12 protein-coding genes are annotated in these 12,197 nt (G+C 67.4%); 7 read left to right on the forward strand and 5 right to left on the reverse strand.

Annotated elements, in window-relative coordinates; translation table 11 throughout:
* Positions 1-25: 25 nt before the first annotated feature.
* The 4 genes from JK358_RS23995 (at position 26) to JK358_RS24010 (ending at position 4,206) form a co-directional block, all read left to right on the forward strand.
* A complete protein-coding gene (locus JK358_RS23995) occupies positions 26-1,177 on the forward strand; it encodes an acetyl-CoA C-acetyltransferase (RefSeq protein ID WP_201951450.1) in 1,152 nt (383 codons plus the stop codon).
* Positions 1,178-1,424: 247 nt separating this feature from the next.
* Positions 1,425-1,901, forward strand: coding sequence for a hypothetical protein (locus JK358_RS24000; protein WP_201950771.1), 477 nt, complete (start codon positions 1,425-1,427; stop codon positions 1,899-1,901).
* A gap of 13 nt (positions 1,902-1,914) precedes the next feature.
* Entirely contained in the window at positions 1,915-2,367 is a 453-nt protein-coding gene (locus tag JK358_RS24005; protein WP_201950774.1) for a YbaB/EbfC family nucleoid-associated protein, read from the forward strand.
* A 447-nt stretch (positions 2,368-2,814) separates the two neighbouring features.
* Complete coding sequence (locus JK358_RS24010) at positions 2,815-4,206, forward strand: uracil-xanthine permease family protein (protein ID WP_201950777.1); 1,392 nt, start codon at positions 2,815-2,817, stop codon at positions 4,204-4,206.
* Positions 4,207-4,266: 60 nt separating this feature from the next.
* Here JK358_RS24010 and JK358_RS24015 read toward each other — a convergent pair whose 3' ends face one another.
* Positions 4,267-5,106, reverse strand: coding sequence for a metallophosphoesterase family protein (locus tag JK358_RS24015; protein WP_201950780.1), 840 nt, complete (start codon positions 5,104-5,106; stop codon positions 4,267-4,269).
* Between the two features lie 136 nt (positions 5,107-5,242).
* On the opposite strand from JK358_RS24015, the gene JK358_RS24020 reads away from it, so the two are divergent.
* Positions 5,243-6,079: an SDR family oxidoreductase gene (locus JK358_RS24020; RefSeq protein ID WP_201950783.1), complete on the forward strand. Its 837-nt coding sequence runs from the start codon at positions 5,243-5,245 to the stop codon at positions 6,077-6,079.
* A 234-nt stretch (positions 6,080-6,313) separates the two neighbouring features.
* Here JK358_RS24020 and JK358_RS24025 read toward each other — a convergent pair whose 3' ends face one another.
* Genes JK358_RS24025 through JK358_RS24040 form a run of 4 tightly spaced genes read right to left on the reverse strand, consistent with a single transcriptional unit; the run spans position 6,314 to position 9,853 of the window.
* Positions 6,314-7,402, reverse strand: coding sequence for an NAD(P)H-dependent flavin oxidoreductase (locus tag JK358_RS24025; protein ID WP_201950794.1), 1,089 nt, complete (start codon positions 7,400-7,402; stop codon positions 6,314-6,316).
* Complete coding sequence (locus JK358_RS24030; RefSeq protein WP_232851778.1) at positions 7,399-8,208, reverse strand: CoA-transferase subunit beta; 810 nt, start codon at positions 8,206-8,208, stop codon at positions 7,399-7,401. The genes JK358_RS24025 and JK358_RS24030 overlap by 4 nt, the downstream gene beginning before the upstream one ends.
* Positions 8,205-9,083 (reverse strand): CoA transferase subunit A, encoded by an 879-nt coding sequence (locus JK358_RS24035; protein WP_201950796.1) that lies wholly within the window; start codon positions 9,081-9,083, stop codon positions 8,205-8,207. The genes JK358_RS24030 and JK358_RS24035 overlap by 4 nt, the downstream gene beginning before the upstream one ends.
* 5 nt (positions 9,084-9,088) lie before the next feature.
* Complete coding sequence (locus JK358_RS24040; RefSeq protein ID WP_201950798.1) at positions 9,089-9,853, reverse strand: enoyl-CoA hydratase family protein; 765 nt, start codon at positions 9,851-9,853, stop codon at positions 9,089-9,091.
* Between the two features lie 50 nt (positions 9,854-9,903).
* On the opposite strand from JK358_RS24040, the gene JK358_RS24045 reads away from it, so the two are divergent.
* Together JK358_RS24045 and JK358_RS24050 are read left to right on the forward strand one after the other, a co-directional pair.
* A complete protein-coding gene (locus JK358_RS24045; protein WP_372440710.1) occupies positions 9,904-10,701 on the forward strand; it encodes an SDR family oxidoreductase in 798 nt (265 codons plus the stop codon).
* A 90-nt stretch (positions 10,702-10,791) separates the two neighbouring features.
* Entirely contained in the window at positions 10,792-11,703 is a 912-nt protein-coding gene (locus JK358_RS24050) for an SDR family oxidoreductase (protein WP_201950801.1), read from the forward strand.
* Positions 11,704-12,197: the final 494 nt, after the last annotated feature.

Below are 12,197 nucleotides of genomic sequence, written 5' to 3' on the forward strand. Positions count from 1 at the left end.
ACCGTCCCGCCGCCAGTACGCACCCATGCGCGAGGCGTATGTCATCGACGCCGTGCGCACCCCGGTCGGCAAGCGCGGCGGCGCGCTCGCCTCGGTGCATCCGGCCGATCTGGGCGCCGCCGCACTGCGGGGCCTGATGGGCCGCAACAAGATCGACCCGAAACATGTCGACGATGTGGTGTTCGGCTGCTGCGACACCATCGGCCCGCAGGCCGGAAATATCGCTCGCACAGCGTGGTTGGCCGCCGGCTACCCGGAATCCGTTCCGGGCGTGACGGTCGACCGCCAGTGCGGCTCCTCGCAGCAGTCGGTCACCTTCGGCGCGCAGGCCATCATGTCCGGCACGTCCGAGGTGATCGTCGCGGGCGGCGTGCAGAACATGAGCGCCATCCCGATCTCCGCCGCCATGCTCGCGGGCCAGACCTACGGCTTCGACTCGCCCTTCGTCGGAGCCGAGGGCTGGGACCACCGCTACGGCACCGGCGAAGTCTCCCAGTTCAATTCGGCCACCATGATCGCCGAGAAGTGGGACATCTCCCGCCGCGAGATGGAGGAGTGGGCGCTCCGCTCGCACGACCGCGCCCGCAAGGCCATCGCCGAGGGCAAGTTCGATCGCGAAATCGTTCCGGTGGGTGATTTCTGGATCGACGAGGGCCCGCGCGAGACCAGCCTCGAGAAGATGGCCGGCCTGCAGCCCCTCGCCGAGGGCAGCCGCATCACCGCCGCCCTCGCCAGCCAGATCTCCGACGGCGCGAGCGCCACCCTGCTCGCGTCCGACTGGGCGGTCGAGGAATACGGCCTGACCCCGCGCGCCCGCATCCACCATGTGAGCGCCCGTGGCGCGGACCCGATCTACATGCTCACCGCGCCGATCCCGGCCACCAAGTGGGCTCTGGAGAAGACCGGCCTCACCATCGACGACATGGACGTCATCGAGATCAACGAGGCCTTCGCCTCGGTTGTCCTGGCCTGGATCAAGGAGACCGGCGCCGACCCGGAGAAGGTCAACCGCAACGGCGGCGCGATCGCCCTCGGCCACCCCCTGGGAGCCACCGGCGCGAAACTGTTCTCCACCTTGCTCAATGAGCTGGAGCGCGTGAACGGCCGCTACGGCCTGCTCACCATCTGTGAGGGTGGCGGCACCGCCAACGTCACCATCATCGAGCGCCTCGGCTGATTCCGGCACGTATTTCCGGAGGCCGTGCACCAGTCCGGTGCACGGCCTCCGTGCGTCTCTGGCCCGACCTTTTCACCACTCGGCTTCGTTATCGGCGCAGCCGTCGCGGGTGGCACCATGCACGTGCCGATCTTCGGTGATATTCCGCCGGTCAGTGAAGAGGAGAGCCATGCGAATCATCCGGGCCGTACCCCTCGGCCTCGGCCTGCTGGCGGTCGCGTCATGCGGAACGACGGAAGGAACGGGTGTGGACGAAAATCTGACCCTGGAGCAGGCGCAGAGCCGATCCCTCCAGTACATGACCGAGACTCTTTCCGAACTGCCCGCCGGTGCCTACCTGTCGAGCGTGCATCCGCAATCCCCTGACGGGCGCGGGTTTTCCCGGGGGAGCATCGTCGGCTGCGACGACAAGGCCTCGAAAACGGGTGGCCCGGTGAACTTCGGCCTCAACTACTGGGTGCTCGGCCTGCCGTCCGGCTCGGGTGACCGACATGTCGACACCGTCGTGCAGTCATGGGAGGACAAGGGCATGCGAGTCGTGAAGCGGCGGGGCGAACCCGGCAGCGACTACGACGTGTACGTGGACTCCACGGACGGCTATCGGCTGGTCGCCGGGCGCAATACGGGAAACGACGTCTACCTCACCGTTTCGTCGCCGTGCTTTCCGCGACCGGCGCCGAAAACGGATGTCGACACCATGCCGTCCGTCGTGAACCACCCCTAGGGAGCTGAATCCGATGTCGGTCGAGCGGCGGTTCGAGGAGCTGGGTCAGAAGGCTCGGCGGGTGCAGGAGGCCGTCGAGCAGGTGCGCGGGTGCGCCACCGTGCCGGGGGTGCGGATCGAGGTGGGTGCGGACGGTCGCATCACCGGCTTGGACGTGGGGAATCCGCAGCTGGCACAGGCGATTTCGGAGGCCCACGCGCGAGCGCTGCGACATGCGGGGGAGCAGGTGGGAGACCTGCGGCGGGAGCTCGCCGACGACCCGATGGTGGTGTCGATGACCCGCCGCCTGCTCGCGGAAGAGGTTGCGGCAGAAGCGGAATCGCATACCCCCACCGCCGCGCCGCCGGGACGCGAGCTCGCCGCGCCCCTCCCGGAACCCGAGCCCTTCAACGAGTTCGAGGATCCGGACTACGAGAATCCCTACGCCCTCCCACCGGATGTGCAGCGGCGGTACGGACTGCGCTGAGTCAGCGCCCGCTGATCGGGTAGCTATGTCGTGCAAGGTTTTTCGCTTGATCTCGGTGAGCAGGTCGAGGTCGGGGAGATCGGACCATTCGGGGCCGAGCAGACGCGGGAGGTCGTGGTAGTGGATCGCCGCTTCGTCCAGTCCGAGGGTGCGGCAGGCTTCGAGTAGGTCGGCGTTCAAGTACCCGGCCACGGCGAGTTCGATGCCGCGCTGAGCTGTCACGTCCCGGGCCAGCCGGATGGCGGATATCAGGCCGGGGGACGGGGCGACGCCGTCGACTTTGGCCCGGGCACGGGCGGTGACGAGGGAGGAGAGATCGTTCGCGCCGATTACGGGCGTTCGCGGAACTGTGCTGGTCTGGAACCCGCGTGGGGTTGCGAAGCTGTCGGTTTGCCCGAACTACGATGTCCGGGATCGTTTCCCGGACTCAGGAGAAAGCGGGCTGTTATGGATCTGGGTGTCCGCTGGACGCTGCACGGGGACGGGCGTACGCCCGCTCCGGGCGTTGTGGTGAAACCGGATGAGCGGCTGTCGTGGCCGCGCACCGCCGGATTGGGTGCACAGCATGTGGTGGCCATGTTCGGCGCCAGTTTCGTCGCGCCGGTGCTGATGGGCTTGGACCCGAACCTCGCCATCATGATGTCGGGCGTCGCGACGATAGTGTTCCTGCTCGCCACTCGCGGCAAAGTGCCCAGCTATCTGGGTTGTTCGCTGTCCTTCGTCGGGGTCGCGGCGGTCATCCGGGCTCAGGGCGGCAGCAGTGCGACGGTCACCGGCGCGTGTCTCGCGGTCGGTGCGGCGCTGTTCCTCATCGGTCTGGCGGTGCAGAAGTTCGGCGCCCGCATCATCCACGCCGCCATGCCGCCGGTGGTGACCGGCGCGGTGGTCATGTTGATCGGCTTCAACCTGGCCCCCGTGACCGCTTCCACCTACTGGCCCCAGGACCAGTGGACGGCCCTGCTGGTCATGCTCTTCACCGGTCTGGCCGTGGTCGGCCTGCGCGGATTCTGGTCGCGCATAGCCATTTTCCTCGGTTTGATCTTCGGTTACGGCATCTCCTGGCTCTTCGACCGCCTCTTCGGCAAGATCCACTCCGCCGACGGCTCCGGCGCGGTCACCGACCACTGGCGTCTGGACCTGTCCGGCGTGGGCAAGGCGGACTGGATCGGCCTCCCCACCCTGCACGCCCCCTCCTTCGAGTGGTCGGCCATCCTCGTCGCGCTCCCCGTGGTCATCGCCCTGGTCGCCGAGAACGCGGGCCACGTCAAAGCGGTAGGCGAGATCACCGGCACGTCCCTCGACAACAAACTCGGCACGGCGATCGCTGCGGACGGCGCGGCCTCCATGCTCTCCACGGCCGTGGGCGGCCCCCCGAACACCACCTACTCTGAGAACATCGGCGTCATGGCCGCTACCCGCGTGTACTCGACGGCGGCCTATTGGGCCGCAGCGGCTTTCGCCCTCCTCTTCGGCCTCTGCCCCAAATTCGGCGCGGTGGTCGCCGCCATTCCCGGCGGCGTCCTGGGCGGCATCACCGTCATCCTCTACGGCATGATCGGCCTGCTCGGCGCGCAGATCTGGACCAACGCCAGGGTCGACCTCCGCAATCCCCTGAACCTGGTCCCCGCCGCGGCCGGCCTCATCATCGGCATCGGCAATGTGAGCATGAAGTTCACCGACACCTTCACCCTCAGCGGCATCGCCCTGGGCACCCTCGTGGTCATCACCGGCTACCACGCCCTGCGCCTGTTCGCACCGGCCCACTACAAGGTCGAAGAGCCCCTCCTGGACGAGGGCACCTCCTCCTACGACGAGCCCACCGACACGAGCAAGAAGTAGCGTTCGAGTCCACAGTTGCAGTCGCAATCGCTGGATCGTCCCCGACTGTTTGCTCCCGGTTCAACCTGCGGCAGGCTCGGTCAAGGCGTCGACCGAGTAGGGCAGGGGGAGGATGTGCCAGGAGTGATCGGGGGAGTAGGCGGGGTGCTGGGACGCGTTGGGGTCGGCGGCGAGGCCTTCGACGCGGGTGCGGTGGGTGTCGGTCGAGGGGATGGAGTCGGTGTAGCGGTAGTGCAGGTGGCCGTGGAAAAGGATGGTGGGGTGCAGGGTTTCGACGAGGCGTTGGACGCGGTCCTGGTTGGGGAAGCATTCGGGTTTGTTCTTGCGGTTGAACTTGGGGGATGAGGCCCGCGGTTTGTCGTGGGTGAGCAGGATGTCCACGGGTGAGCTGTCGGCTTCCAGGAGGTCGTCGAGTTCCTGGTCGGTCATCTCCTCTTCGGGGAACCAGAGGGTGCCGGTGGTGACGCGCTGTCTGCGGGAACCGGTGAGGTCGTCGCGGCGGGCCTCGCGGGCCAGGCGCCAGTGCTTGTCGGTGGAGTAGGCGCCACCGAAGGCGGCGAAAGTGGTGTCGTCCCAGGTCCAGCGGTGGCCGCGCGGGGCGTAGCGGACGAATTTGCGGCAGAGCAGGAAGCCCTCGTCGTCGCGGCGTTCGCTGTAGTACTCGTGCAGCAGGGAGCTCTTGTCGTGGTTGCCGTCGAGGAAGTAGACGGTGACGCCGGCCTTGCGGGCGGCCTTGTTGACCACGTCGAAGTAACGACGGCCGGAGGGGATGTGCTCCCAGGCGCCGAAATCGCCCACCGCGAAGATCTTCTCGCAGTCGTTGCGCACCGCGACCTGCAGCAGCGCCAGCGCGTGGCTGGAGTTGCCGTGTAGATCTCCGACAATCAGGACATTCCCCATGGGGCCATGGTCGCAGCCGGGAGAGCTCCTGGCACATCTATTTCGTCGTGGCACGTAAGTGGCTGTCCGGGGCGCGCGGCCCGGAGCCGGGCGACGAGACCCGACCTTCCCGCCGCGCCGGAACTAGGCTGACCGCATGAGTTCTGTTTTGGTGACCGGCGCGGCCCGGGGGATCGGCAAGGCCATCAGCCTGCGGCTGGCGCAGGACGGCTGGCAGGTCTACGCCGGTGTCCGCAACCTGTCCGACGGTGAGGCGCTGGCGGCGCAGGATTCCCGCATCACGCCGGTGCTGTTGGATGTCACCGACGCCAAGCATGTCGCCGCCCTCGACGAGGTGTTGCCCGCGGACCTGACCGCGGTGGTCAACAATGCGGGCATCGTCGAGGACGGGCCGGTCGAACTGCTCGATCTGGACGCGCTGCGCACCCAGTTCGAGGTGAACGTCTTCGGCGCGTTGGCCGTCACGCAGGCGGTGCTGCCGCGGCTGCGGTCCACGCGCGGCCGGATCGTGTTCATCTCCTCGCTCAGCGGACGCATCGCCACACCCGGCACGGGCGCCTACAACTCCTCCAAGTTCGCGCTGGAGGGCCTGGTCGACGCGCTGCGAATCGAACTGCGGCCGTGGGGGATTCGCACCTCGCTGGTGGAACCCGGCCCGATCGACACCGATCTGTGGACCGGCGCGACGCAGATGGTCGACGACACCATCGCCCGGCTCACCCCGGAGCAGCAGGCGCTCTACGGCGGCCACCTGCGCGGACTGCGCACCATGTCCGAGCGGGTTCCCAAGATCACCGCCCCGGTGGAGACCGTGGTGAACGACGTCGGGAAGGCGCTCACCGCGAGCCGTCCCAAGGCGCGGTACGTGGTCGGGCTCGCGGGCAAGGCGCAGCTGATCGCCGCGAGCCTCACCCCGACGCCGGTGCTGGACTTCGTTCTTGGCTTGGCCTCCGGAGTGCCGCGCAAGAAGTAGGCCGCGTTCCGTCACGGCGGTCGCCGGGCTTCCGCGTGGAAACCGGCCCGGAACGCGCGGAAGCCGCCCCCGGGCGAGAGGTTCCGGGGACGGCCCGTGCACAACCGAGGTTCGCGGTCGTGCGAACGGATCGGACATGGTGGTCCGAATCCGTTGGAGTGCGCGGGGATTGTGTCCACCGCGCGGTTCGAGGGCGCTGCGGGGCGTACTTCCGCAGCGCTCGAGGGGAATTGGTCAGGCTGTGGCTGACTCCGTATCCGCCACACGGTATTTCGCGAGGCCGTCGATGCGTTCCACGGCTTCCTCGATGATCCGGTCGATGAGCTCCTGGCAGGTCGGAAGATCCTCGATGATGCCCGCCACCTGACCCGAGGCCAGCACGCCCGCCTGCGTATTGCCTTCCACCAGACCGGCTTTCAGCAGCATCGGGGTATTCGCACCCATGACCACCTGGGACCAGGTGAGATCCTTGTGCTTGCGGGTGTTGAGCCCCTCTTTGGCCATGGTCGTCCACTTCATACCGGTCATGCTCTTGAACTTGGCGGCGTTGACCAGCGCCGCGACCAGACCCCGGGTGCGACCCGAATGTTCCAGCTTCTCGACCAGCTCCGTCTTCAGCACGCGGTGCGGCATGCCGTCGACCTTGGTGGAGACGACGGTGTCCTGTAGCCCGCGCTGCAGGTACTCCTGCTTCACCGAATCCGGCACGCTGCTGTCCTGGGTGAGCAGGAAGCGGGTGCCCATGGCGACACCGGCCGCACCGTAGGACAGCGCCGCGGCCAGGCCACGGCCGTCGAAGAAGCCGCCACCGGCGACCACCGGAATATCCACCGCGTCGAGCACCGACGGCAGCAGCAGAGTCGTTGCGACGGAACCGGTATGACCGCCGCCCTCACCGCCCTGCACGATCACGGCGTCCGCGCCCCAGGACGCCACCTTCACCGCATGCTTGGCGGCGCCGATGGACGGCATGACCACCACGCCGTTGTCCTTGAGCCGCGCGATGAGCTCCTTCTTGGGAGCCAGCGCGAACGAGGCCACCTTCACGCCCTCGCGGATCATCATCTCGATTCGGTCCGGGGCGTCCGACAGGTCGGCACGGATGTTCACGCCGAACGGCTTGTCGGTCTTCGCCTTCGTCTTGGCGATGGCCACCTCGAGTTCGTCGAGGTTCATGGTGGCCGAGGCCAAAATGCCCAGCCCGCCCGCGTTCGCGGTGGCGGCGACCAGGCCCGGACCGGCGACCCAGCCCATGCCGGTCTGCACGATCGGATGCTCGATGCCGACCAGTTCGGTCAGCGGCGTCCGCAGCCGCGCGGTCATGCCTGCACTTCCTTCTCACGGAAGCCCTTGGGATCGAGCACCGTCCGGATGATGGTGAGCTCTTCCTCGGTGGGCCAACGGGTTTCGCCCGCTTCGGCCAGCCCGGCCACCTCGAAGGAGGTGTTCTCGGCGACCTCGTCGGCGGTCACGCCCGGGTGCAGCGACAGCGCGCGCATGGTGTGATCCGGGCCGTTGTAGTCGAAGACGCCCAGGTTCGACACCACGCGATGCAGGTGGTGGAACCGGAAGGCCGGATTCTCGGGATCGATCTTGTCGTAACCGATGCCGGAGACGATATCGACCGAGTCCCCGAACACCCGCCTGTTGTGCTTGGGCACGAAGTAGCTGGTGGCGTGGTTGATGGTGTTGCCCGGCGCGCCGCGCACACCGAACATCTGCCGCGACGGCTGCTGCAGCGGACCGAAGGCCGACAGGTTCTGATTGCCGTACCTATCGAGCTGATTCGCGCCCATCACCACGTGCCTGCGGCCGGACGCGACCACGTCGAACACCTTGGAGAACGGAATCCAGCCCTCGATCGGAGCCTTCCCGCCGATGGCCGGAACCTCGGCGAAGAACAGCGCCTCACCGTCGGACAGCAGCAGATCCGGTTCGAAGGTCAGCCGCGCCAGTCGCGCACCGATGGTGGTGACGGTGGACATCGGGCTGGCCATGATCTCGCCCGCGCCCCGGAAGATCTCGGCCGCCGCGACGACGCAGACCTCGGCCCGGGTGATGGGCCCACCCGTCGCCCGACCACCACCCCTCGTGGAATCGCCCTGCGATGCTGTGATGTTCTCGCTCATTTCTGCTGCTCCTCGGCGAAAGCCTGGACGGCGGCCTGGTATTCGGCTTCCGAGACGTCCAGGTAGCGGGCCTTGAACTCGGCCCACGACTCGGGCGTCTTGGCGGCCTCCACATAGTGGCGCTGGAACTTCTCGTCGCGGCCGTAGCTGCCGGAGAAGGTGAAGTGCGCGCCGCCGGGGGCCTCGACCACGCCGTCGACCATCATGCGGTTGAGGATGATCGCCTGCTGCGGAACGGCTTTCACCAGTTCCTCGGTCTCGACGAGCTGATCCACCGACAGGTAGCGCTTCTCGGCGGAGAGCATGTAGAGATCATCGAAGTACGGGTCGACGCCGGTGTAGGCGGCATTGCCGTGCTTGTCGCCCAGATCCAGGTGCACGAAGGCGGCATCCAGGTTGAGCGCGGGCATGGCGACGAGGGTCTCGGTCTTGCCGTCGGTCGGGTACGGCGACTCGACGGTCTTCAGTTCGCCCTCCCAGAAATCGATGACGGCAGAACCCAATCCGGCGCGGATGGGCAGGAACGGCAGGCGGGCGGCGGCGGCCTGCAGGCCGCACTTCACCATGCCCTCGTCCATTTCGCGCACGGTGATCGCGCCCTCGGTGCGCGCCTTGGCGAACCACGGGTCGTAGAACGGCGCGGAGTCCAGGGATACGAAGCCGTAGTACGCCTTTCGCACCTTGCCGGCCGAGCACAGCAGGCCCAGATCCGGTCCGCCATAGGTGACGACCGTCAAATCCTTGATATCCGAACGCAGAATCGCGCGGACCAGGGCCAGCGGCTTGCGCCGGGAGCCCCAGCCGCCGAGACCGATGGTCATCCCGCTGCGCAGTTCGCCGACGACCTCGTCGAGCGACATTCGCTTGTCGCGCATGGCTTTTACTTCTCCTTCTTCTGCGCGGCGATATCGTCGTCGAAGCGCGCCCGGATCTCATCGGCGACACCCGCGAGGTTGAGCTCCATGGTGAAACCCTGCTCGTAGCGGTAGGACCGGTGCACGTCCTGCACGTCGATGCCGTTCAGCGCCCGCTTGGCGGCGCGGATCACGCGGCCGTCCTTGTTGGCGATGTTCTTGGCGACTTCCATTGCGGCGGCGTCGAGTTCGGCGCGCGGCACCACCTTGAACACCGAGCCGTAGTGGTGCAGCTGCTGCGCGGTGAGGGTGCCCGCGGTGTAGAACATGGTGCGCATCAGATGCTGGGGGACCAGTCGCGCGAGATGGGTGGCCGCGCCGAGCGCCCCGCGATCGACTTCGGGCAGACCGAAAGTCGCGTCATCCGAAGCCACGATCACATCCGAATTACCGACCAGGCCGATGCCGCCGCCGAGGCAGAAGCCGTTGACGGCGGTGACCACGGGGACCTGGCAGTCGTAGACGGCGGCGAAGGCCTCGAAGCAACCGTGGTTGGCCCGGATCAGCTTGGTGTGGCCGACGTCGGCGTTCATCTCCTTGATGTCGACACCGGCGTTGAAGCCGCGACCTTCGGCGCGCAGTACGACGACCCGGGTCTCCGGGTTGCGGCCGGCTTCGCGGATGGCGTCGGCCAGGGCGAACCAGCCGTCCGACGGCAGGGCGTTGACCGGCGGGTAGTCGACAGTGACGACTTCGACGCCCTCGGTTTCGGTGTGACGGTTGATCCCCATCGAATGTCCCATCGTTGGCAAAACAAGCAAGTGCTTGGTAGGTTAGCACGGTGGCAATCGAAGTGAACCTCTCCGGTTCTGTGGTCCTGGTGACCGGTGGCGTGCGGGGAGTCGGCGCGGGAATCTCCCGGGTTTTCCTGGACGCCGGAGCAACCGTGGTGGCGTGCGCGCGCCGCCCCGCGGACGAACCCGTCGCGAGCAGTGGGCGGGAGATCGACTTCCTGCCCTGCGATGTGCGCGACCCCGAATCGGTGCGCGGTCTCATCGACGCGATCGTCGAGAAGTACGGGCGGCTCGACACCGTGGTGAACAACGCCGGTGGCGCGCCCTTCGCCTTGGCCGCCGACGCCAGCGCCAACTTCCACTCCAAAATCGTGCAGCTGAACCTGCTCGCGCCCCTGCTGGTCTCGCAGGTCGCCAACGAGGTGATGCAGAAGCAGGAGTCCGGCGGCTCGATCGTGATGATCTCCAGCGTGAGCGGCCACCGGGCGTCCCCGGGCACCGCCGCCTACGGTGCGGCGAAAGCCGGTGTGGACAGCCTGGTTTCGTCGTTGGCCGTCGAGTGGGCGCCCAAGGTCCGGGTGAACTCGGTCATCTGCGGCATGGTCGAGACCGAGAGTTCGCATCTGCACTACGGCGACGAGGACGGTGTCGCCGCAGTCAGCAGCACGGTTCCGCTGGGCCGCATGGCCGCCCCCGAGGACATCGGCCACACCGCCGCCTTCCTCGCCTCCCCGCTGGCCGCCTACATCAGCGGCGGTGCGCTCGTGGTGCACGGTGGCGGCGAGAAGCCCGCCTTCCTCGAAGCGTCGACCGCGGATGTCCCCGCCGTCGCAGGCGGCCGCTGACACCGCGGCCACGAGCCCTTCCCTCTTCCGGGGATGTCGGGGGCGCAGCCCCCGAATTCCCTCCTCTCACTCATCAGCGAGGTATTCGATATGACCGACAACAAGATCTGCGACGGCCGCGTGGTCATCGTGACCGGTGCGGGCCGGGGTATCGGGCGGGCGCATGCGCTGGCCTTCGCCGCCGCGGGTGCGAAGGTCGTGGTGAACGACCTCGGGGCCGAGCTGGATGGCGCGCCGAGCCCGGATTCGCCGGCCGCGCAGGTGGTCGAGGAGATCAAGGCGCTCGGTGGCGAGGCCGTGGTGAACGGTGACGACATCTCCGACTGGGAGGGTGCGCGGCGGCTCATCGCGAGTGCCGTCGAGGCGTTCGGGCGGCTGGACGTGCTGGTGAACAATGCCGGTATCGTCCGCGACCGCATGCTCGTCAACCTCGGTGAGGACGAGTGGGACGCCGTCATCAAGGTGCACCTGAAGGGCCATTTCGCGCCCATGCGGCATGCCGCCGAGTACTGGCGCAACGAGGCCAAGGCGGGCCGGACCCCCGAGGCGCGCATCATCAACACCAGTTCGGGCGCGGGCCTGCTGGGCAGCGTCGGCCAGGGCAACTACTCGGCCGCCAAGGCCGGTATCGCGGGTCTGACCCTCACGGCCTCAGCCGAATTCGCGCGGTACGGCATCACCGTGAACGCGATCGCCCCCGCGGCGCGCACCCGGATGACCGAGACGGTGTTCGCGGACATGATGGCGGCTCCGGAGGACGGCTTCGACGCCATGGCCCCGGAAAACGTTTCGCCGCTGGTGGTCTGGCTGGGTTCGGCCGATTCCGCCGGTGTCACGGGTCGCATGTTCGAGGTCGAGGGTGGCAAGGTGACCGTGGCCGACGGCTGGCGGCACGGCGCGTCCATCGATCGCGGTGCGCGCTGGGAGCCGGCCGAGCTGGGTCCGGTGGTGCGCGATCTGCTGGGTAAGGCCACCACCCCGGAGCCGGTCTACGGAGCCTGATCTCCGGTCGCGGCAGCTACTTTCATCGCCGGTATCCCACTGGGATACCGGCGATGCTTGCTTTCCGGACATCTCCGTCATCCTGATCGAGCGCAGAATGTGATGCAATACACACGCGGCGCTGAAAGCCTCTGACCTGCTGATGTTTTGCTGTCCGTTAAGTCCGCATTGAGGGTCTTGGACCAGCGATATCGGTGACTGGTGAGGCTCCTGATGGGTGTGAGGCATTGGGCAAATGCCCAATTGCGCTGGGGCTCTTGTTCATATCCGGTACATCGGGTGGTTGGCAGGCGTACGGTTTGTAAGCACCCCTAATGCCACCAAGACTTGTGCGGGCCGGCCTGGTGGCCGTTACTATGACCGCGTTCCGCAAAGGTCCGGCAATCGGGGCGACCGGGCTCTACCGCTCCAGCCTGCCTGGCGGGTTGGACTTCCCACACCGGGTGGGGACGAAAAGCCGACTGCGCAAAACTCGATGAGGGGATGGCTGTCGC

Source organism: Nocardia acididurans (assembly GCF_016741815.1).
GTDB lineage: Bacteria > Actinomycetota > Actinomycetes > Mycobacteriales > Mycobacteriaceae > Nocardia > Nocardia acididurans.

Bases quoted from the DNA above. Each gene is read 5' to 3' on its own strand.
- JK358_RS23995 (WP_201951450.1), top strand. From the start codon at position 26: ATGCGCGAGGCGTATGTCATCGACGCCGTGCGCACCCCGGTCGGCAAG.
- JK358_RS24005 (WP_201950774.1), top strand. From the start codon at position 1,915: ATGTCGGTCGAGCGGCGGTTCGAGGAGCTGGGTCAGAAGGCTCGGCGG.
- JK358_RS24010 (WP_201950777.1), top strand. From the start codon at position 2,815: ATGGATCTGGGTGTCCGCTGGACGCTGCACGGGGACGGGCGTACGCCC.
- JK358_RS24015 (WP_201950780.1), bottom strand. From the start codon at position 5,106: ATGGGGAATGTCCTGATTGTCGGAGATCTACACGGCAACTCCAGCCAC.
- JK358_RS24020 (WP_201950783.1), top strand. From the start codon at position 5,243: ATGAGTTCTGTTTTGGTGACCGGCGCGGCCCGGGGGATCGGCAAGGCC.
- JK358_RS24025 (WP_201950794.1), bottom strand. From the start codon at position 7,402: ATGACCGCGCGGCTGCGGACGCCGCTGACCGAACTGGTCGGCATCGAG.
- JK358_RS24030 (WP_232851778.1), bottom strand. From the start codon at position 8,208: ATGAGCGAGAACATCACAGCATCGCAGGGCGATTCCACGAGGGGTGGT.
- JK358_RS24035 (WP_201950796.1), bottom strand. From the start codon at position 9,083: ATGCGCGACAAGCGAATGTCGCTCGACGAGGTCGTCGGCGAACTGCGC.
- JK358_RS24040 (WP_201950798.1), bottom strand. From the start codon at position 9,853: ATGGGGATCAACCGTCACACCGAAACCGAGGGCGTCGAAGTCGTCACT.
- JK358_RS24050 (WP_201950801.1), top strand. From the start codon at position 10,792: ATGACCGACAACAAGATCTGCGACGGCCGCGTGGTCATCGTGACCGGT.